A 20,939-nucleotide genomic window follows, 5' to 3' on the forward strand; every position below is an offset into this window, starting at 1 on the left:
GAGCGGCGCGGCTGCCGGGGGCGAGCGGCGCGGCTGCCGGGGGCGAGCGGCGCGGCTGCCGGGGGCGAGCGGCGCGGCTGCCTGGGGCGAGCGGCGCGACTGAAGCGGACGGGCAGGCTCGGCTGGGGTCAGATGACGCCGCGGGCAGCCAAGTCCGCCAAGTGCGCCTCGTCCATCCCCAAGAGCCCGCCGTAGACGGTTGCGTTGTCGAACCCGGGCTCCGGCGCCCCGCCGCGCCGAACTCCGCCGGGGGTGTCAGCGAGGACAGGCACTACGCCGGGGCCGAGCACGGTGTCGTCGACACCGGGCACCGTGTGCGGCACCAGCATGCCCCGGGCGAGGAACTGCTCGTCGCGCACCACGTCAGCCACGGTGTTGACCGGGCCCACCACCACGCCTGCGCGGTCAAGGGTCTCGCGAATCTGGTCTGCAGTGTGCTCGGCGGCCCACTCGCCGATGATCGCGTCGATCTCGTCCTGGTTGGTCCCGCGCACGGAGTGGTTGGCGAAGCGGCTGTCATCGGCCAGTTCGGGCCGACTCATCGCTGCGCACAGGCGCCGGAAAACGGTGTCCTGGTTCGCGGCGATGATCACCCAGAGCCCATCGGAGGCGCGATACAGATTCGACGGCGCGATGCCCTCCAGCCGGGTGCCGGAGGGGCCGCGCACGACCCCCGCCGCGTCATAGTCTGGGATCACCGACTCCTGCACGGCAAGACATGATTCGGTCAGCGCCACATCGACCACCTGGCCGAGGCCGGTCGTGGTGCGGGCGAGCAGTGCCGCGAGAATCCCTTGCACGGCGAACATGCCGCCGAGGGTGTCTCCAATAGACAGGGCCATCCGTGGCGGCGGGCGATCGGCAAAGCCGTTGAGGTGACGCAGCCCGGACACGCCCTCGGCGACCGAGGCGTACCCGGCGCGGCCGGCCTGTGGACCGGTCTGGCCGTATCCGGAGACTCGACCAATCACCAGACCGGGATTGAGCGCGTGCAGATCGTCCGGGCCCAGACCCCACTTCTCGAGCGTGCCCGGACGGAAGTTCTCCACAATCACGTCTGCGCGGGTGACCAGGTCACGGAAGATGGCCGCGCCGGCGTCTAGGCGCAGGTCGAGCGTGACGGATTCCTTGTTGCGCGCGTGGACGGTCCAGAAGTGGCGGCGGCCGTTGCGTTCGCCCTGACCCCATGTGCGGAGAGGGTCGGGGCGGCCAGGGTCCTCGATCTTGATCACCCTGGCACCCATGTCGCCGAGCAGGCGGCCGGCGAACGGGCCTGCGATGAGGGTGCCCAACTCCAGCACGATCATTCCGTCAAGCGCACCGCTGCGCTCGCTCCGCCCGGATGACGACTCCACCTGTACCCCCTCATCCCGCGCCCGCCCAGGGCGCTACGCGCGTACTCCTCCAACCCTAGGCGGAAGGCGAGATCAACGACGCAGGGCGCTCGACGCGTCGAATTCGGCCCGGCGACCGGCCATCTGTGCCCGGTACCAGTTCTCGCGGTGCCAGCACATGAGGCGTTCGTGGAGTCGACCGACAGGGGGAACGCGGCGGGCGAGCTCGATGGCGGTGATGAGCGGGAAGCGGACCACCGGCACCAGGGCCCACGGCAGGGCTGGGGGCATGCGGTATCGCCGTCGGGTCCACGGGGCCATGAACATCGCGGTATACACGCCGTTGATGCGGTAGTTGTAGTGCTCCCGTAGCCGCTGCAGCCCGGTGTGGCCGTCCCGCGGGGCGAAGGCCCGAGGATAGGACTCGATGAGTTCCCGACCGTGCTCTCCGGAGTCGTGGGAACGGGACAGGCCGGCCATCACGAGCATGCGGATGCTGTCGCCGATCGTGTCCGGGTACCACCGCAGGCGTACGCCGAGCAGGTAGCCCATGTACTTCTGGAAATGGACCAGCGCGCGGATCTCCCGCAGGCTGGTCTGGTATCCGAGGACCCAGAGTCCGAGTCCGGGGGTCACCGAGCCGGCGATGAGCGTGAGAACCATGTAGGTCTGGCTGATGGGTAGGCCCCACTTCTCGATGTCCCACTCAGGGTGGGACGCCACCCGTGATCGGACCGAGACGTGCATGACCCGGACCTTCATAGCGGTGGCGCGGGCCGGCGAACCCGGTCGTAGCAGTGCGCCCGGTTCGGAGACGTCGATCCAGAACCTGCAGGTCTCGAGGAACCGGCGCAGGGCGTTGTCGCCGGCATACCCACCCGCGAGCGAGAGCGGAGTGGCGACGGCCGACTCGGTGTAGATCTCGAGGGTCTCGGCACCGGCGAAACTGAACAACACGGTGCCCCAGCGGCGCCAAATTCTGGCGCCTTGCTCGATGAGCTCGGGGTCCACCCAGTCCGGGACCGCCTCGAACTCGGCAAACAACGCTCGCATGGATTCGGGCGCATTATCCAGCGAGTCGATGCCATGGGTCAGCGCCGAGTTCAGCATCATGCGGGTCTGCCGGGGCCCGGTCTCGCCGTGGTAGACGTCGTCGACAAATCGTTCCGCCACCGGATCGCCCTCGAACAGGTCCGCGCACAGATCGGCAGCCCGCTCATCGGTCGGCAGTAGGTCGAACCCGGTCAGGCGCAACACCGCGGAGCGCAGTCTGCGAAAAGTGGGGTTCTCTTTGCCCTCCCAGTAGGCGAACCTGGTGGGGCAGCGCACGCCCTCGGGCACCGCGGGGCGATCGACGTCAGTGCCCACGTCGGCGGTCACGGATTCGGGGTCGGTGCGATTCATGACCGTCCTTCCTCGTGCGGCTGCTCGCTGCGTCCGGGTACGGGGCCGTGGCTGAGGTCGATCCCCCTGAGTGAGGGGCCTGCTCGTCACACTATCCGGGGGTATGCGTCGGCGGAAGTGCTGGTAGAGCAAAGGGTGGCCCGGGCTGTCTGGGAGGTCGCGGCTGGCGCGCTAGCCATGATTGGGCCGGCGCGGCAATGACGACGACGACGAGGCCGCGCACACGTGAGCCGACCGGGGGAGTGCGGGCTAGTGTGCGACCCGCACAGTAAGTCCTCGTCGCTTGATACGGGCGCTGAAATCGGTCACGGACCCGCAGTCCTCGCCGTCGATCTGGAACGAGGCAGGCTTCTCGAGAATTCGGGCGGTCACGGACGCACCCTGTCGGAAATCCACCGGCCGCGTCTCGTGGTTCTCCTTCTCCTGCCCAGGCTGGGGCTTCCTCCTCAGCGTGTTGATGCGGTGTCGGACCGTGTGGCCGGCGAGCACGGCCCCCGCACGCGCCCAGCCGACCGCACCCTTGGCGCGCAAAGCCATCACGTCGAGAAGTCCGTCGTCGATCACCGCGTCCGGCAGGAGGACCATCCCGCCCTGCAGCATCCCGCAGTTGGCCACCAGGAGGGTCCGCGCACGGGTCTGGACCCGTGGCCCCTCGTCGAGCCAGTACTCGACCTTGATCCGGTGGCCACGCAACAGGGTGGAAGCGAATGCCCCCACGTAAGCGAACCAGCCCACCCGGGCCTTGAGGCCGTCGTTTGTACCGGCGATCATGTCGGCGTCCATCCCGGCGCCGAGCATCACCAGGAATACGTCTTCGTGGGAGGTGCCCTCGCCGTCGGTGAACCGGACCTCGCCGAGATCGATTGAACGACTGCGGCCGCTCATCGCCACACGCAAGGCGCGGTCAACGTCGTCGAGGGGGATGTCGAGGTTGCGGGCCAGGAGGTTTCCGGTGCCGAGCGGGACCACGCCCATGGGCACCGAGGTGCCGAGCAACCCCTGCGCGACCGACCTCACGGTGCCGTCGCCGCCACAGGCGATCACCAATCCCACGCCCTGCGTCGCCGCCTCCACAGCCTGGCCTGTGCCAGGGTCGTTCTCTGTGGTCTCGAAGAAGGTCGGATCGGTCCACCCGTGACGCGCGGCCATCGCGGTGGAACGACGACGAACCTCATCCACACCGACCTTGGTCGGGTTGTAGACGACGGCGACACGAGACGAGGCAGCAGACACTGCATCAATGTGTCAGAAACGCGACGGGGCCGCCATTCGCCGCTTCCGCATCGATTTGGCCCATACGCGGGGATCCCTATAACCTTGGGGGGAAGTTTGAACGTCCGGCGGTCAGTCCAGCCGGACTCCCGATCAAGTTTCACCGAAGACCGCAGGTCGCCGCTCCCGCCGGGAGTGGTCGAAGGGTCCGGGAGCGCCCGGACGGCCCGCGCAGGAGAACATCGGTCAGCGTCGGACAGTAGTGGGTTTCGTACCCGCCTCCTCCGCGCCCCGTGCCTTCTGTGCGCGGGGCGTTCGTGTTTCTCTCGGAAGAGAAGAAGCAGAAAGGAGGCGAAACATGGCAAAGCCCGCAAAGGTCCAGGCCGTCGAAGAGATCAAGGAACACTTCCAGAACTCCGCGACCGCCGTGGTCACCGAGTACCGCGGACTCTCCGTGCCGCAGGTCACCGAACTGCGCAAGGCGCTGGGTGAGAACGCCACGTACACCGTGGCCAAGAACACTCTGGTTAAGCGTGCGGCAGAGGAAGCCGGCGTCGAGGGTCTCGACGACTTCCTGTCCGGCCCCACCGCCATCGCGTTCGTCACCGGTGAGGTCGTCGACGCCGCTAAGGCGCTCAAGACCTTCGCCAAGGACAACAAGGCGCTCGTCATCAAGGGCGGTGTCATGGATGGCGCGTCGCTGTCCGCCACCGACTTGGAGAAGCTCGCCGACCTCGAGTCCCGCGAGGTCCTGCTCGCGAAGATGGCCGGCGCCATCAAGGGCAAGCAGTCCGCCGCAGCTGGCATGTTCACCGCACATGCCTCGCAGCTGGCGCGCCTGTTCGGTGCCCTCCAGGACCAGAAGAACTGACACACCCCACACGCATCCGGGCCGCCAGACGGCGCCGGGGCACAGAGAAAGGACTTTGCCATGGCGAAGCTCAGCAACGATGAACTGCTTGACGTCTTCAAGGAGATGACCCTTCTCGAGCTCTCCGAGTTCGTGAAGCTGTTCGAGGAGACCTTCGACGTCAGCGCGGCCGCTCCGGTCGCCGTCGCCGCCGCCGGTGCCCCGGCTGCCGGTGGCGAGGCCGCCGCCGAGCAGGACGAGTTCGACGTCGTCCTCGAGTCGGCCGGCGACAAGAAGATCGGCGTGATCAAGGTCGTGCGCGAGCTCGTGTCGGGCCTGGGCCTCAAGGAGGCCAAGGACCTCGTCGAGTCCGCCCCCAAGGCGATCGTCGAGAAGGTCGACAAGGAGGCCGCAGAGGCCGCCAAGACCAAGCTCGAGGAGGCCGGCGCGAAGGTCACCCTCAAGTGATCTGACGCTCCAGCGTTCCCCCAGGGGCGGCCCGGCATCTGCCGGGCCGCCCCTGGGGCATTTCCCCTCCTGCGCCGCCCGGGACGAACACGCTGATGCTTCTCTTACGGGTATGTAACGAAACACGAGCGGGGAGCGGTAGTTTACAGTGACCGTGGCCACAGATGATGGCTGCAGTGAGGAGTGGTGTCATGGGTGTCGAGGTATCAGTCGAGGGTCTGACAAAATCCTTCGGGTCCCAGAAGATCTGGGAGGACGTCACGTTCACGCTCCCGGAGGGAGAGGTGAGTGCGCTGCTGGGCCCGTCGGGTACGGGCAAGTCGGTTTTCCTCAAGTCACTGATCGGCCTGCTGCGTCCCGAGCGCGGCAGCATCTACATCGATGGCACCGATATCCTCCAGTGCACCGCCAAGGAGCTCTACGAGATCCGCAAGCTCTTCGGCGTCCTGTTCCAGGACGGGGCACTGTTCGGCTCCATGGACCTGTACGACAACGTGGCGTTCCCGCTCCGCGAGCACACCCGCAAGTCGGAGTCCGAGATCCGCGGCATCGTCATGGAGAAGCTCGAATTGACCGGCCTCACGGGCGCCGAGGGCAAGCTCCCGGGCGAGATCTCGGGCGGCATGCGTAAACGTGCAGGCCTCGCCCGCGCTCTCGTGCTCGACCCCGAGATCATTCTGGTCGACGAGCCGGACTCCGGACTGGACCCGGTCCGCACCACCTACCTCGCGCAGTTGCTCATCGACATCAACGCGCAGATCGACGCCACGATCCTCATCGTCACGCACAACATCAACCTGGCTCGGACGGTGCCCGACAACCTGGGGATGCTCTACCGCAAGAAGCTCGTCATGTTCGGCCCGCGTGAGGTGCTGCTCACCAGCGAGGAACCCTCGGTCCGTCAGTTCCTGCGTGGATCCAAGCTGGGCCCGATCGGGATGTCCGAGGAGAAGGACGACGCTCAGATGCGGGAGGAACAGGCGCAGGCGGATGCCGGCCACAACGACGGCTCCCCGGGCGATGACGAGGTCACGGGTGTGCCGCCGCAGATGCAGCCGACTCCGGGCGGCCCCGAACGCAAGGGTGAGGCCCGGCGCGAGCAGCGTGTGGCCGAGATGCTCGACACCCTGCCCGAGGGCGCGCAGCAGGCGATCCGCGACGAGTGGGCCGCACGTGGAAAGGGCAACGGCGCGGCTACGGCCGCTGCTCCCGCAGGGGTCGCGGCGTCGGCTGGCGCCGAGGAGAGCACCGGCGCCTCCGGTGTTGACGACCACTACGGTTCCGCCGAGAACTGACGGGCGGCGGAGTCGGGGAGAAGTGCTGATGGCGGAGGGTGAGACCCAGCAGGCCCAAGGCAGTACCGGAGTATCAGCGGCTGATGTCGGCGGCGGGTTCCGGACTGCCGTGGGCGGGGCGGGCAAGGTATTCAGGCTGTTTCTCGAGGTCCTACGCGGGATCTTCCGGAGGCCGTTCCAGTTCCGCGAGTTCATCGAACAGTCATGGTTCATCGCGTCGGTGACGATTCTGCCGTCAGCGCTGGTCGCGATCCCGTTCGGCGCGGTCGTCGCCATGCAGACCGGTTCGCTCGTCCAGCAACTCGGTGCCGAGGCGTACACGGGTGCGACCGGCGTGCTGGCGGTAGTGCAACAGGGTGCGCCTCTCGTGACCTCGCTTCTCATCGCGGGGGCCGCGGGCTCCGCGGTGGCCGCTGACCTCGGAGCGCGTTCCATCCGCGAGGAACTCGATGCCATGCGGGTCCTGGGGATCGATCCCGTGCAGCGGCTGGTCGTGCCCCGGGTACTGGGCATGATGCTCGTCGCCGTCCTACTCAACGGACTCGTGTCGATCGTCGGCATCGCTGGCGGCTACGTGTTCAACATCCTGCTGCAGGGCGGAACGCCGGGCGCCTACCTCATGTCGTTCGGAGCGCTGGCACAGCTCCCGGACTTCATCATGTCCTCGTTCAAGGCGCTCATATTCGGACTCATCGCCGGGGTCGTCGCGTCGTACTGTGGCATGAACCCCAAGGGTGGCCCCAAGGGTGTCGGCGACGCGGTCAACCTCGGCGTGGTCCTGACCTTCCTCCTGCTGTTCTTCGCAAATCTCATCCTCACGGCGATGTACCTGCAGATCGTTCCGCCGAAGGGGTCGTAGATGGCTATCCACACCGATATCGGACCCACCAGAGCTCGGTTGCGGGCGATGGTCCGAGGCCCCGTGTCGTCGTTCGATTCCCTGGGTGACCAACTCGCGTTCCACCTACGTGCTATCCGGTGGATCCCGCAGACGCTGGTCCACTACCGGCACGAGGTGCTCCGACTGATCGCCGAGGTCACCTTCGGTGTCGGCGTGTTAGCGGTCCTGGGCGGAACCATCGGCGTCATCGTCATGATGAGTGGCTTCACCGGCGTGGTCGTCGGGCTGCAGGGGTACGCCGCACTCGACCAGATCGGGAGTTCGGTCCTCACCGGCTTCCTGTCCGCCTATGTCAACACTCGGGAGGTCGCGCCTGTCGTGGCGTCGCTCGCGCTGTCCGCCACAGTGGGTTGTGGCTTCACCGCCCAGCTCGGCGCGATGCGGATCTCCGAGGAGATCGACGCGCTCGAGGTAATGGCGATCCCGAGCGTCCCCTACCTCGTCACCACCCGGATTATCGCCGGCTTCATCGCGGTGATCCCGCTCTACGTCGTAGGGCTCCTCGCGTCCTATCTGGCGACCCGGGGCGTCAACACGATGCTGCAGGGGCAGTCGACCGGCTCGTTCGATCATTACTTCCACCTGTTCCTGCCACCTGAAGACGTCATCTATTCCTTCGTCAAGGTCATCATCTTCGCGTTCGTCCTCGTGATGATTCATTGTTTCTACGGATTCACCGCTTCGGGCGGCCCGGCAGGCGTCGGCGTGGCCGTGGGCCGCGCGGTGCGTACGACCATCGTCGTGGTCGCCATCCTCAACTTTTTCGTCGGACTCGCGCTCTGGGGCACCACCACGACTGTGCGGGTAGCGGGATGAACGAACTGTCGAATGGCAAAAAGCGACTTCTGGCTGCGCTGTTCATCGCCATCGTCGTGGCGTTCGTGGGTACTACCGTCGCGATCTACAACCGCGCGTTCACGGCCTCCGATCCCATCACCATGTACACCGATAACATGGCCTTCGCGCTGCCCAACGACGCCGACGTCAAGGCACGCGGCGTTCTGGTCGGACGTGTCTCTGGGGTCGAACCCGATGGCGACCGCGTCCAGGTCAACATGGAGTTCGATCCCAAGTTCATGGATCAACTCCCGAGGAATGTCAGCGGTCGTCTTCTCCCCAAGACATTGTTCGGCGAACGGTACGTAGATCTCGGATTCCCCGATACGCCCGTTGGAACCATGGAACCCGGGGCGACCATCGATCAGGACACCCGCGGGAACGCGATCGAGCTAGGCAGGGTTCTTGACGGGTTGCTCCCGGTTCTCGAAGCGGTCCCGCCGGAGAAGTTGGCGGGAACGCTGGGCGCAATCAACCAGGCCCTGGCAGGTCGCGGTGACGACATCGGCGCCAGCCTGGTGGACATCGGCGAGGTCTTCGACGGCATCACCCAGGAGATGCCGGCTCTGGAAGCTGGTCTGGAGGACCTGGCGACGTTCTCCCAGACATACTCGGAGGCGCTTCCGGATCTCATCCACGCCCTCGACGCGCTCCGGACCACCGGCGACACCGTCATCCAGCGTCGTTCCGACATCGCGGACGGACTGCAGCGCCTCAGTGCCGGCACCGACGTGGCCACGGGGTTCCTCGCCACCAACAGGGACGACCTCATCGCCCTCGCGGCCGACTCACAGACCTCGCTGCAGTACCTGGCGGAGTACACCCCTGCGCTGCCGTGCACCGTTCAATTGTTCATGGAGGCGTTGAGACGCTCCGACGACATCCTGGGCGTGGGAACCCCGAACCCGGGAATCCGGGTGACGATCGAGGTCGTCAACCCGAAGGGACGTTACGTGCCCAACCAGGACGAGCCCCGCTTCTTCGACACCCGGGGTCCACGGTGTTACGAACCCGCCCAGGGGTCAACGAACTTCCCCGCAGCGCCGGGGGGCGCCATCGCGGATGGCTCCTTCCAGACGCCGTCGCGCAATCCCGGGCCGGAGTTCGTGCCCACGTTGCCCAACCCGTTGCTGGAGGACGGACCAGTGCCCGCGCTGCGTACCCGTGGATCGATTCCCGCTGCTCCCGGCCGGGCGGTACCGGAGCAGCCGAACATGCCGTTCCCCTCCACGGTTACCGCAGGCCGGGACGCGGACATCATGGCAATGGAGTACGCGGGTTCGCCGTTCGAAACAGAGACAATCAGAACCGTCTACGGCGTCGCCACAGCGCGTGATTCTGACGAGATCCCGAGCTGGGTCGGCGCGATAGGCGCCCCCGCGCTCCGCGGGACGGAGGTGGTCTTCAAGTGAGTCCCAGACTCAAGGCACTGTTCCGGGGCCGCCTACTCGGATCGTTCATCAAGCTCGCCATCTTCATCGTCGTGACCGGTCTGCTCAGCACCGTTTTGGCCACCACGATCCGGGGAGGTTCTCGGGAGGACGGGACCGAATATTCAGCGATCTTCTCCGACGTGACCATGTTGGAGAAGGGAGATGACGTCCGCATCGCGGGTGTCGTGGTGGGGCACGTTTCCGACTTCGAGATCTACGAGCGAGACCGGGCGAAGGTCAACTTCACCCTCGCGGGGGACCGGACCCTCCCGGATAACGTCCACCTCACCCTGCGCTTCCGTAACATGATCGGTCAGCGGTACATGAACGTCGCCCGGACCACCGGTACACAGGGTGCGACGTTGCCCGAGGGGGCCACCATCCCCATGGCGAAGACGTCGCCTGCGGTTGATCTCACCGCCCTCTTCAACGGTTTCCGGCCGCTTTTCACCACGCTCCAACCGGCGGACGTCAATGCGCTCGCCGACTCCCTGGTCAAGGTTCTGCAGGGGGAAGGGGGCACTGTCACCAGCCTGGTCCAGCAGACAGGACAACTGACCAATCACCTGGCCGACCGCGACCAGGTGATCGGGGAGGTCATCGACAATCTCACCGCGGTACTGGAGACGATCAACGAACGGGACCTTCAGTTCCAGCAACTCGTCGTGACCACCCGGCAACTCGTCGAGGGGCTCGCACAGGAACGCGACGCGATAGGCAGCTCCCTGGACTCGATGGCGGACCTCACCTCGTCCGCGGAGAACGTCGTCAGCGCGACCAGACCCAGCGTCACCGAGTCGCTCGACCACCTCAGGGTGGTCACCGACAATGTCGTGAGCAACGAGGACGTCCTCAGCGAGGTCCTGCACAAAATGCCGATAAAGACTGACAACCTGATCCGTATGGGCTCTTTCGGATCCTGGTTCCAGTTCTATCTGTGCGGTGCCGACATCGTCCATGGGCAGGGCAACGACGTGCCGAACCTTTTGCCCAACGGTGGGCCGACCGTCAACCACCCGCTGTACACCAACGCCGCGCCTCGGTGCCACGCAGGGGGAATTCCATGAGTAAGCGAAAGCCGGGGGAACCCCGGTTCGGCAACGCCACCGTCGGCGTCGTAGGGGTGATCGTGATCCTGGCGCTGACCGCCGGATCATTCATGCTCGATTCCCTGCCGTTCGTTGGCGCGGGACCTAAGTACGAGGCCCACTTCTCCGAGGCCGCGGGACTCACGGACGGCAACGAGGTGCGGATCGCGGGCGTCAAGGTCGGGGTCGTGACCGACGTGGAACTCGATGGCGACAAGGTGGTCGTGGGCTTTCGCGCCAACGACGCCTGGCTCGGCAACTACACCCGCGCGAGCATTCAGATCAAGACCGTTCTCGGTCAGAAGTATCTGGCTCTGAGCCCGGCGGGGACCGAGGAGTTGGATCGCTCGGACCCCATTCCTCTGGAGCGGACGGTGGCTCCGTATGACGTGGTCACCGCGTTCTCCTCAGCCGCCGAGACCCTTGACGAGATCGACGACCAGAAGCTCGCGGCGAGCCTGGAAAGCCTCACCGGTGCCATGCAGGCCTCACCTGATGAGTTCCGCGGCGCGATCGATGGCGTGGCACGCCTGTCCCAGACGATCTCCAGCCGGGACGAAGAGCTCCGTCAGCTCCTCGCTGCCACCCGGACGAGCTCCGAGATCCTTGCCGAACGCAACGACGACTTCCGGCGGCTCATCGTCGGAACCGGACAGCTGCTCGGCGAACTCAATCAACGGTCCGAAAGTCTGAAACTGGTGCTGGCCTCCACTCGGGGACTGTCGATCGAACTCCGACGCCTGGTCGCTGACAACGAGGCGAAGTTCGGACCGACCCTCGACAGTCTCGACTCGACACTTCGGATCCTCACCGATCACGAGGAGGATCTGAAGAAGTCCATCCATAATCTCGCCCCCTTCTACCGGCTGTACGCCAACATGCTGGGTACGGGGCGGTGGTTCGATTCGGTCGTCACCAACCTCCTCCCGCCGGGTGCGCCTGAGCCGCCGTTCTACCCCGGTGCTCGCGCCCCCGCCCGACTGAGTGGGGTCAACTGATGCACAAGAAGCTGCCGTACTGGCTCGTAGCATTGCTCCTCGTCGTCATCGTGGTGATCGTCGCGGTCACCTACCTGGCCGTCACCCGACTCGGACGCACCACCGTGACCGCGACATTCCCGTCCGCGGTCGGTGTCTCCGAGGGGACTGATGTGCGCATCCTCGGTGTCACCGTGGGCTCGGTCGATGAAGTGACCCCGATGGGCGACACCGTGGAGGTCCGCCTCCACGTTCGTCGCGGGGTTCAGATCCCCGCCGATGCGAAGGCCGTCCAGGTGACCCCCTCGGTCATCCCGGACCGCACCGTTCAGTTGGTGCCCGCGTACTCGGGTGGGCCGACCATGGAGTCGGGTGCGCACATCCCGCTCGAGCGGACCGCCACCCCGGTCGAGGTCGACAAGCTCTACGCGTCCGTCAAGGACCTCACCGAGGCGCTCGGGCCCGAAGGGGCCAACAAGGACGGCGCTCTGGACCGATTCGTCAGCGCGTCCGCCGAGGACCTCGGAGGCAACGGCGCAGCGCTCGGCCGCTCGATCGACGAGCTGTCCAAGGCCGCCACGACGCTGGCCGACTCCAGTCAGGACATCAGCGAAACGGTGATCAACCTGCAGTCGTTCGTCACGATGCTCGCGGAGAACGATTCCCAGGTTCGGGAGTTCAATTCCCAGATGGCGACCTTCAACAGCACGGTCGCGGGACAACGTGAGGATCTACAGGGCGCGCTGTCGGAGTTGAGTTACGCGCTGGCCGACGTCGCGCGGCTGATCCGGGACAACCAGGACGTGATCCGCAGTAGTGCCGACCACCTGGTGACGATAAGTCAGATCACTGCTGACCAGCGCGGTGATCTCGAGGAGATCCTCAAGACCGCTCCGCTTGCGCTGTCGAATCTCATCAGCGCCTACGACGCCGAGTCGGGAAGCTTGTCCATGCGCGCCAACATCCCGGAAAAGCAGGACCCGGCCGGAACGCTGTGTCAACTCATGCGGCTGGGCCGTCTCAACCCGGGCAACGAGATGTTTCAGGAACTCGATAATCTGCGCCGCGCCGATATCCAGGCGTGTGAGGCGCTCGCTCCGCAGAGGAACCAGGAGATTCGCGACGCCTACCCGGACCTGCCGCTGGGGATCCTGGCGGGCGAGATGAAGCAGTCCATCCCGGTGCCGGGGACCGTCCAGGGTAACTACGGCTGGCCCATGACACCCGCGTCGGAAGGGGGCCGATGATGAAACGCACCACCATTGCGGTCGGCCGTATGAGTCGGGGTCTGGGCGCGGTCGCCCTCGTCACGGTCCTGCTGTCAGGATGTTCCATGAACCTGGAGGATTACACGCTCCCCGGTGGTGCCGACGTGGGCGACGACCCGATGAACCTGTCGATCCAGTTCGACGACGTCCTGGACCTGGTCCTGCAGTCGACCGTGAAGGTCAACGGCCTCGACGCCGGACGTGTCACTGGGATCTCGCTCGCGGATGACAGGTGGACCGCGCAGGTCGACATCGTCCTCAACGACGAGATCGACCTGCCAGCGAACGCCGAGGCCTCCATCCAGCAGACCAACCTTCTCGGTGAGAAGTTCGTCCAGTTGACGCCACCGGAAGATGAGCCGGAGGTCGGCGAGCTGGCGGACGGCGATGTGATCCGCACGTCCAGCACCCGCACCGCCACCGACATCGAGCAGGTACTCGGGGCGTTGTCGCTGTTGCTCAACGGCGGGGGAGTGGACCAGCTGCAACCCATCGTCGGTGAGTTGCGCAAGCTGACCGACGGCCGTGAGGAGGGACTGACCGAGACCCTACGATCGGCGGACGACCTCATCAGCGGGCTCAACCGTCAGCGGGACAGCATCACCACGGCACTCGACGGCGTGAACCTCATGACCACCCGTGCCAACAACCAGCGCGAGCAGATCCAGGCCGCCCTGGACGAGCTTCCCGCCGGCGTGGCGGTCCTTGAGGAACAGCGACCTCAGCTGGTGGAGCTGCTAAGGAAGGTCGACGCGCTCGGAGAAGTGGGCTCGGACATTCTGCTCACCAGCCGCGAGGATCTGATCGCGGATCTGCGGGCACTACGCCCGGTTCTGCAGTATCTCGGAGAGTCCACACCGGAACTCATCCAGCTGGCTGGCTTCGTACCGACCTTCCCGTTCCCTGACGCGTCCATCACCTCCACGGTCGGCGGCTCGGCAAACGTATTTCTCTCGGTCGACGCGACGATCTCCGAGACGCTTCGTAACCTGGGGGCGAACCAGGGCGACCCCGTCCCGGTCCGGCCCACCACCACGAGCGGACCCTATGCCTCGGACCCGGGCAACCCGTGGGAAGGCGACAACGGCCCGGACCGGCGGACGACGATTGTCCTGCCGTTGTTGCCCATCCCACCCGTGATGGACAGGGCGGTCGTGCCCAAGCCCGCGCCGGGTACCTCGGAGTTTTCCGAGAATTACCTGCCTGAACCAGGGGAGCCCGGATACCGATGAGCAAAACCCTCAGAGCTCAGCTCATCGCCTTCTGCGTGATCGCGGCGGTGGGGATCACCTACGTTGGCGGGGCCTACGTCCGCCTGCCGTCGCTGTTGGGTATCGGCCAATACAAGGTCTATCTGGACCTGCCAGACACCGGCGGTGTGTTCACCAACGCCGCCGTCAACTATCGCGGTACCCCGGTCGGTCGCGTGGGCGAACTCTCGCTCACCGAGAGCGGAGTCCGAGTGGAACTGAACCTCGATTCGAGCGCCCCGGAGATCCCCGCCGACACCAGAGCCGTGGTCGCCAACCGATCCGCGATCGGCGAGCAGTACGTGGATCTGCGCCCCAACACCGACACCGAGCCGTACCTGGAGGAGGGTAACGTGGTCTCGGCGGGACGGGAAGCACTACCGGTCCGCGTTGAGGACCTCCTGAAATCGGTCGACGGACTCGCACGATCGGTTCCCCTCGACGACCTCGAGGTGACGGTCGACGAGCTCGGTAAGGCCTTCGAGGGGCGCGGCCCGCAGCTCCAGCGACTTTCCGATTCACTGGTTCGTCTCTCGGACGAGGGCACTCGTACGATGCCCCAGCTGCAGGCACTGATCCGCGACGGTGCGACGGTGCTCGACACCCAGGCCGACCAGTCCGGTGAGATCATCAACTTCTCTCGCGACCTCCGCACCGTCACCGAGGCGCTGCGGGATTCCGACTCGGATCTGGAGAGGCTCATCGATACCGCCCCGGAGTTCGCCGACGAGACCCGTCGTCTGGTGGAGAACTCGGGCGAGCCGCTGACACGGACGGTGGGGAACCTGTCCACCACCATGAAGACGGTCGACCCGTTGGCGCCGTCGTTCAGGGTGCTGCTGCAACTGCTGCCGGCGCTCGCAGCCGGCGGACTGTCGGTGGCCCCGGGAGACGGGACCATCCACTTCGGTCTCGTGTTGGAGATGGACAATCCGACCCCGTGTACGCAGGGATATGAGGGCACCCAGCGGATCATCGAGCAGATGAAGGCCCAGGATCCCTCGTTCGACCCGCAGGAACAGAATTTCCCGCCGAACTATGACGCGAGGTGCACGGTGCCGTTCGGCAGCCCCACAGCGGTTCGTGGAGCTGAACGAGTCGAGTACGCGCATCCCGACATTCCGCAGCCTTGGGATTCCAAGCCCAAGATCGACCCGGACCGTCTCAACCTGTCCGTGGCCGCCGAGCAGCTGGCGGTCCTCCAGGGGCTGATCCCGCGGTGACTGCGCCCGGCGAAGATCCGGCCAGCCGTCCTTCCGGTACCGTCGCCGCCATGAGTTCGCAGGAAATGCGCGGGGCCACGGGCCGCGCGGACGGCAGTGTCCCGGCGTGGTTGATCATCGTGGCCGCGGTGGTTCTGGTGGCCGGTCTAGCGGTCATGGCCGTCTCAGTGGTCCGGTACGTCAGCGAACCGTCCGGACAGGAGATCGCGCAGGATCGGGATGCGGCCTCCGATGCGGCCCGAACCGTCGTCGAGAACGCCTTCAGCTTCGATCACCGGAGCGTTGACGACTCGCTGGCGATGCTGGAGGAGTCGTCGACGGGGGATTTCCTGACCGAGCAGAAGCAGTGGGCTGAGGACGTGCGCACCCGTGTGCTCGAGCAGAAGGCGGTAACCACGGCCACGGTGTCCAACGTCGCGGTGGAATCGCTCGATCTCGACGCCGGTGACGCTGCCGTCCTCGTGGTGTTCACCGCACATTCGGAGCGCGAGGGGCAGGAGGACATCACCGGTCGCCAGGCTATGCGTGTGGACCTGACCCTAGAGGACGGTCGGTGGAAAGCCGACGCCGTGAACCAGGTGGGCGTCACGGTGCCGGTCGGTCAGTCCAGCCAATCCGTGCAGGATCTCGAACTGCCGGGCGCAGGGGGGACCGTAGGGAACGGTGTGGGCGCGCGGGCCGGGAAGTCCAGCGAGGCCGCCGGAACGGACGCGGAGAAATCGGACGGCACCACCGCGCCGACCACCTCCGCAGGACGATAAGAAAGGGCCGGAGCAGCTGATGCCACCCATCAAGAGGAACCAGAAGTCTGCCACTGCGCCTGCCCGTCGGCGTCTGGCCGGTCACGCAGGGGCGGCTCGTACGGAGTCGACGTCCCCGGACTGGACGGAATTCGACGTCGGAGCAGGCGATGACAACGCCGACCGCCGTTCCGACGTCCGGGAGCCTCGTCGTCGCAACGGCCGTATTGCGGCCTACGCCGCCATTGCGATCGGTCTGGTGGCGGGCGTCGCCGGCGCGGCGCTCACACTGGTTCCCGAGAGCGAACCGGCCAACCAGGCGTTCGTCGACACGCAGACGACCGACGCGGTGCTCTCGGCCGCGACGACCGGTGTGCAGCGACTGGTGGCGATAGATCACACCCGGCTCGACGAATACCACGACTCCCTGGGCGAGTTCCTCACGGAGAACCTCGTGGACGAGTTGGACAAGAACTGGCCGGCGTTGAGCGTGAGTTATGAGCAATCGGCCACCACGGTCGACGCGCAGGTTCGCGAGGTGGGCCTGTCCATGTTGGAGGGCGACCATGCGGAAGTGTTGCTGGTCCAGGACGTTTCCATCACTCGGGACGACACGGCCGCGGGCAGCACTAGTGGAACCTACCTCGTGGGCATGGAACGCATCGACGGGGTGTGGAAGCTCTCTAAGATCCCGGACCTGCCCGCCTGAGAGGCGCCGCGCGACGGTCGATACCGAGACCGACCGCGCCGGATCCTTGACGAACGGGCTTTCACACGTCACCCTTTAGGTGCGTCGGGCAGGATTCACGAGCCCGGGTGCGAAGTCCCGACCGGGGGCCGATGGTGGCGGAAGCCACGAGGGCAACCAGCGCAGAGACGGACATCGCATCAAATAACTACAGCCTCCGGGGACCGCCCCGTTGAGGGCTGGACTTCCGCGCCGCCATCCGCTAGATTAAGTCGTTGCGCTGGCTGCTATTTGCCCCCCGATCGTCTTTGACGGCTCGTCCCCGGTTTGACCGGGTGTTATGCGAGCCCTCAATCACACGGCGGACCCGGGTGGATACCCGTCGGCGGACCGCTCGCAGATACATCTGTGGTCACCGCCCGTGGTGATCACGTGAGGTGCTGGAAGGACCCATCTTGGCAGTCTCCCGCCAGACCACGTCAGTCTCCACTGTTCCCGGTGCGCCCCGGAGAGTTTCGTTCGCGAAACTCTCTGAGCCGTTGCCGGTGCCAGGGCTGCTCGACCTCCAGACGGAGTCGTTCGAGTGGTTCATCGGTTCGGAGGAGTGGCAAGAGAGGGCCGCCTCGCGCGGCACCACGAACCTCGAGGGAGGCCTGGAGTCCATCCTCAAGGAGATCTCCCCGATCGAGGACTTCTCCGGTTCAATGTCGCTCTCGTTCTCGGAGCCCTACTTCGAAGAGGTCAAGGCGTCCCTTGAGGACTGCCGTGAGAAGGACCGCACCTACGAGGCGCCGCTCTTCGTCACCGCCGAGTTCGAGAACACGGAAACCGGTGAGATCAAGTCCCAGACCGTCTTCATGGGTGATTTCCCCATGATGACCGATAAGGGCACGTTCATCATCAACGGGACCGAGCGTGTCGTGGTCTCGCAGCTCGTCCGGTCGCCCGGTGTCTACTTCGACCGCTCACGTGACAAGTCGACGGAAAAGGACGTCCACTCCGTCAAGGTCATCCCGTCGCGCGGCGCGTGGCTGGAGTTCGACGTCGACAAGCGCGACACCGTCGGCGTGCGTATCGACCGCAAGCGCCGCCAGTCCGTCACCGTGTTGCTCAAGGCGCTCGGTTGGACCACCACGGAGATCAAGGAGCGCTACGGCTTCTCCGAGATCATGATGTCCACCCTCGAGAAGGACACCGTCGAGGACACGGACCAGGCGCTGCTCGAGATCTACCGCAAGTTGCGTCCGGGCGAGCCGCCCACCCGCGAGTCGGCCGAGGCACTCCTCGAGAACCTGTTTTTCAAGGAGAAGCGTTACGACCTGGCCCGCGTGGGCCGCTACAAGGTCAACCGCAAGCTCGGGCTGCCCGACCCCGAGGGCGACGCGACAACCACGCTGACGCGTGAAGACATCGCCGCCACCATCGAGTACCTCGTCCGTCTCCACGCCAGCGATGAGTCGATGCAGGTCGAGGGTGGCCGTGAGGTGCCGGTCGAGGTCGACGATATCGATCACTTCGGTAACCGTCGTCTGCGTACCGTCGGTGAGCTCATCCAGAACCAGGTTCGCGTCGGACTGTCCCGCATGGAGCGCGTCGTCCGCGAACGCATGACCACGCAAGACTCCGAGGCGATCACCCCGCAGTCGCTGATCAACATCCGGCCTATCACGGCTGCGCTCAAGGAGTTCTTCGGAACGTCCCAGATGTCGCAGTTCATGGACCAGAACAACCCGCTTTCGGGCCTGACTCACAAGCGTCGCCTGTCGGCGCTCGGCCCCGGAGGTCTGTCGCGTGAGCGCGCCGGCCTCGAGGTCCGCGACGTCCACGCCTCGCACTACGGTCGGATGTGTCCGATCGAGACACCCGAGGGGCCGAACATCGGTCTGATCGGTTCGCTCTCGGTGTACGCGCGGGTCAACCCGTTCGGCTTCATCGAGACGCCGTACCGGCGCGTCGTCGATGGACTCGTCACCGATGAGGTGGACTACCTGACGGCCGACGAGGAGGACCGCCACGTCGTGGCGCAGGCCAACTCGGAGATCGGCGCGGACAACCGCTTCGTCGAGGACCGCATCCTCGTGCGCAAGAAGCACGGCGATGTCGAGATGGTCGAGCCGGGCGACGTCGACTTCATGGACGTCTCGCCGCGTCAGATGGTCTCCGTGGCCACCGCGATGATCCCGTTCCTCGAGCATGACGACGCCAACCGTGCCCTGATGGGCGCGAACATGCAGCGTCAGTCGGTGCCGCTGCTCCGGTCCGAGTCGCCGCTCGTCGGCACCGGAATGGAGTTGCGCGCCGCGGTCGACGCGGGCGACGTGGTCGTCAACACCTCCGCCGGAATGGTGGAGGAGGTTTCCGCCGACTTCATCACGGTGATGGACGACGACGGCGGTCGTCAGACCTACCGGTTGTCCAAGTTCGCACGCTCGAACCAGGGCACATGCTCGAACCAGCGTCCGATCGTGGACGAGGGCATGCGTGTCGAGGCCGGTCAGGTTCTCGCCGACGGCCCGTGCACCGAGAACGGTGAGATGGCTCTCGGCAAGAACCTGCTCGTGGCGATCATGCCGTGGGAGGGCCACAACTACGAGGACGCGATCATCCTCTCGCAGCGACTGGTGGAGGAGGACGTGCTCACGTCCATCCACATCGAGGAGCACGAGATCGATGCCCGCGACACCAAGTTGGGCGCCGAGGAGATCACGCGCGATATCCCCAACGTCTCCGAAGAGGTCCTCGCTGACCTCGACGACCGCGGCATCGTGCGCATCGGCGCCGAGGTCCGCGACGGCGACGTGCTCGTCGGCAAGGTCACGCCCAAGGGTGAGACCGAGCTGACCCCGGAGGAGCGCCTCTTGCGCGCCATCTTCGGTGAGAAGGCGCGCGAGGTGCGCGACACCTCGCTCAAGGTTCCGCACGGTGAGTCCGGAAAGGTGATCGGCGTCCGCGTGTTCTCGCGCGATGACGACGACGACCTGCCCCCCGGCGTCAACGAGTTGGTCCGCGTGTACGTGGCGCAGAAGCGCAAGATCCAGGACGGCGACAAGCTCGCCGGTCGCCACGGCAACAAGGGCGTCATCGGCAAGATTCTCGCCGCTGAGGACATGCCCTTCATGCCCGACGGCACGCCGGTGGACATCATTCTCAACACCCACGGTGTCCCTCGTCGTATGAACATCGGTCAGATCATGGAGACCCACCTCGGCTGGTTGGCCAAGGCGGGCTGGGAAGTTCCGCGTGAGGGAGACGGTTCCCTGCCCGACTGGGCGGCCAAGCTGCCGGAGGAGCTCCACCGCGTCGAGGCCGGCACCAACACCGCCACGCCCGTCTTCGACGGCGCCGCGGACACGGAGATCACCGGCCTTCTCGATCACACCCTCCCGAACCGTGATGGTGAGCGGATGGTCAAGGGCGACGGCAAGGCGACCCTGATCGACGGTCGTTCGGGTGAGCCGTTCCCGTACCCGGTCGCGGTCGGCTACATGTACATCCTGAAGCTCCATCACCTCGTGGACGACAAGATCCACGCGCGGTCGACGGGTCCGTACTCGATGATCACCCAGCAGCCGCTCGGCGGTAAGGCCCAGTTCGGTGGCCAGCGCTTCGGTGAGATGGAGTGCTGGGCCATGCAGGCCTACGGTGCGGCGTACACGCTGCAGGAGTTGCTCACGATCAAGTCCGACGACGTCGTGGGCCGTGTGAAGGTCTACGAGGCGATCGTCAAGGGAGAGAACATCCCGGAGCCCGGTATTCCGGAGTCCTTCAAGGTTCTTCTCAAGGAGCTCCAGTCGCTGTGTCTCAACGTCGAGGTCCTCTCGAGCGACGGCCAGGCCGTCTCGCTCGGCGAGGGCGATGACGACGACCTCGACCGGACCGCGGCGAACCTCGGGATCAACCTTTCCCGCGACGAGTCCTCGACGGCCGACGAGCTGGCCCAGTAGGCGGGAGGGCGGCGCCGCCGCCCGATC

17 protein-coding genes are annotated in these 20,939 nt (G+C 65.9%); 14 read left to right on the forward strand and 3 right to left on the reverse strand.

The window, feature by feature from the left end; genetic code table 11:
- Positions 1-128 precede the first annotated feature (128 nt).
- The 3 genes from ON04_RS08170 to ON04_RS08180 all read right to left on the reverse strand — a co-directional run bounded on the left by ON04_RS08170 (position 129) and on the right by ON04_RS08180 (position 3,971).
- The gene (locus ON04_RS08170; RefSeq protein ID WP_010541114.1) at positions 129-1,307 is read right to left on the reverse strand and encodes a CaiB/BaiF CoA transferase family protein; all 1,179 of its coding nucleotides are present in this window, start codon (positions 1,305-1,307) and stop codon (positions 129-131) included.
- 120 nt (positions 1,308-1,427) lie between these two features.
- Positions 1,428-2,738, reverse strand: a complete 1,311-nt coding sequence (locus ON04_RS08175; RefSeq protein WP_010541115.1) for an oxygenase MpaB family protein — start codon at positions 2,736-2,738, stop codon at positions 1,428-1,430.
- Positions 2,739-2,987: 249 nt separating this feature from the next.
- Positions 2,988-3,971 (reverse strand): diacylglycerol/lipid kinase family protein, encoded by a 984-nt coding sequence (locus ON04_RS08180; protein WP_010541116.1) that lies wholly within the window; start codon positions 3,969-3,971, stop codon positions 2,988-2,990.
- Between the two features lie 337 nt (positions 3,972-4,308).
- Between ON04_RS08180 and rplJ the strand changes: the two genes are divergently transcribed.
- The 14 genes from rplJ (at position 4,309) to rpoB (ending at position 20,912) form a co-directional block, all read left to right on the forward strand.
- Positions 4,309-4,821 (forward strand): 50S ribosomal protein L10, encoded by a 513-nt coding sequence (gene rplJ, locus ON04_RS08185; RefSeq protein ID WP_010541117.1) that lies wholly within the window; start codon positions 4,309-4,311, stop codon positions 4,819-4,821.
- A gap of 60 nt (positions 4,822-4,881) precedes the next feature.
- On the forward strand, positions 4,882-5,268 hold the full coding sequence (gene rplL, locus ON04_RS08190) for a 50S ribosomal protein L7/L12 (RefSeq protein WP_010541118.1): 387 nt from the start codon (positions 4,882-4,884) through the stop codon (positions 5,266-5,268).
- Between the two features lie 191 nt (positions 5,269-5,459).
- Positions 5,460-6,563 carry an ABC transporter ATP-binding protein gene (locus ON04_RS08195; protein ID WP_010541119.1) on the forward strand — a complete coding sequence of 368 codons (1,104 nt, stop codon included), beginning with the start codon at positions 5,460-5,462 and terminating at the stop codon, positions 6,561-6,563.
- A gap of 28 nt (positions 6,564-6,591) precedes the next feature.
- The gene (locus ON04_RS08200; protein ID WP_010541120.1) at positions 6,592-7,422 is read left to right on the forward strand and encodes an MlaE family ABC transporter permease; all 831 of its coding nucleotides are present in this window, start codon (positions 6,592-6,594) and stop codon (positions 7,420-7,422) included.
- Between the two features lie 48 nt (positions 7,423-7,470).
- Positions 7,471-8,280 (forward strand): MlaE family ABC transporter permease, encoded by an 810-nt coding sequence (locus ON04_RS08205; protein WP_420795337.1) that lies wholly within the window; start codon positions 7,471-7,473, stop codon positions 8,278-8,280.
- Positions 8,277-9,713, forward strand: a complete 1,437-nt coding sequence (locus ON04_RS08210) for an MCE family protein (protein ID WP_010541122.1) — start codon at positions 8,277-8,279, stop codon at positions 9,711-9,713. The genes ON04_RS08205 and ON04_RS08210 overlap by 4 nt, the downstream gene beginning before the upstream one ends.
- Positions 9,710-10,801: an MCE family protein gene (locus ON04_RS08215; RefSeq protein ID WP_010541123.1), complete on the forward strand. Its 1,092-nt coding sequence runs from the start codon at positions 9,710-9,712 to the stop codon at positions 10,799-10,801. The genes ON04_RS08210 and ON04_RS08215 overlap by 4 nt, the downstream gene beginning before the upstream one ends.
- Positions 10,798-11,820 carry an MCE family protein gene (locus ON04_RS08220; RefSeq protein WP_010541124.1) on the forward strand — a complete coding sequence of 341 codons (1,023 nt, stop codon included), beginning with the start codon at positions 10,798-10,800 and terminating at the stop codon, positions 11,818-11,820. Before ON04_RS08215 ends, ON04_RS08220 begins: the two co-directional genes overlap by 4 nt.
- On the forward strand, positions 11,820-13,046 hold the full coding sequence (locus ON04_RS08225) for an MCE family protein (protein WP_010541125.1): 1,227 nt from the start codon (positions 11,820-11,822) through the stop codon (positions 13,044-13,046). The genes ON04_RS08220 and ON04_RS08225 overlap by 1 nt, the downstream gene beginning before the upstream one ends.
- Positions 13,046-14,299, forward strand: coding sequence for an MCE family protein (locus ON04_RS08230; RefSeq protein WP_010541126.1), 1,254 nt, complete (start codon positions 13,046-13,048; stop codon positions 14,297-14,299). The genes ON04_RS08225 and ON04_RS08230 overlap by 1 nt, the downstream gene beginning before the upstream one ends.
- Positions 14,296-15,540 carry an MCE family protein gene (locus ON04_RS08235; protein ID WP_010541127.1) on the forward strand — a complete coding sequence of 415 codons (1,245 nt, stop codon included), beginning with the start codon at positions 14,296-14,298 and terminating at the stop codon, positions 15,538-15,540. Before ON04_RS08230 ends, ON04_RS08235 begins: the two co-directional genes overlap by 4 nt.
- 50 nt (positions 15,541-15,590) lie before the next feature.
- Positions 15,591-16,301, forward strand: a complete 711-nt coding sequence (locus tag ON04_RS08240; RefSeq protein ID WP_050815303.1) for a hypothetical protein — start codon at positions 15,591-15,593, stop codon at positions 16,299-16,301.
- Between the two features lie 19 nt (positions 16,302-16,320).
- Positions 16,321-16,989 (forward strand): hypothetical protein, encoded by a 669-nt coding sequence (locus ON04_RS08245; RefSeq protein WP_010541129.1) that lies wholly within the window; start codon positions 16,321-16,323, stop codon positions 16,987-16,989.
- Positions 16,990-17,405: 416 nt separating this feature from the next.
- Entirely contained in the window at positions 17,406-20,912 is a 3,507-nt protein-coding gene (gene rpoB, locus ON04_RS08250) for a DNA-directed RNA polymerase subunit beta (RefSeq protein WP_029458067.1), read from the forward strand.
- The last annotated feature ends 27 nt before the right edge of the window (positions 20,913-20,939 follow it).

Origin of the sequence: Dietzia alimentaria 72 (assembly GCF_000226215.1) — a bacterium.
GTDB classification, from domain to species: Bacteria; Actinomycetota; Actinomycetes; order Mycobacteriales; family Mycobacteriaceae; genus Dietzia; species Dietzia alimentaria.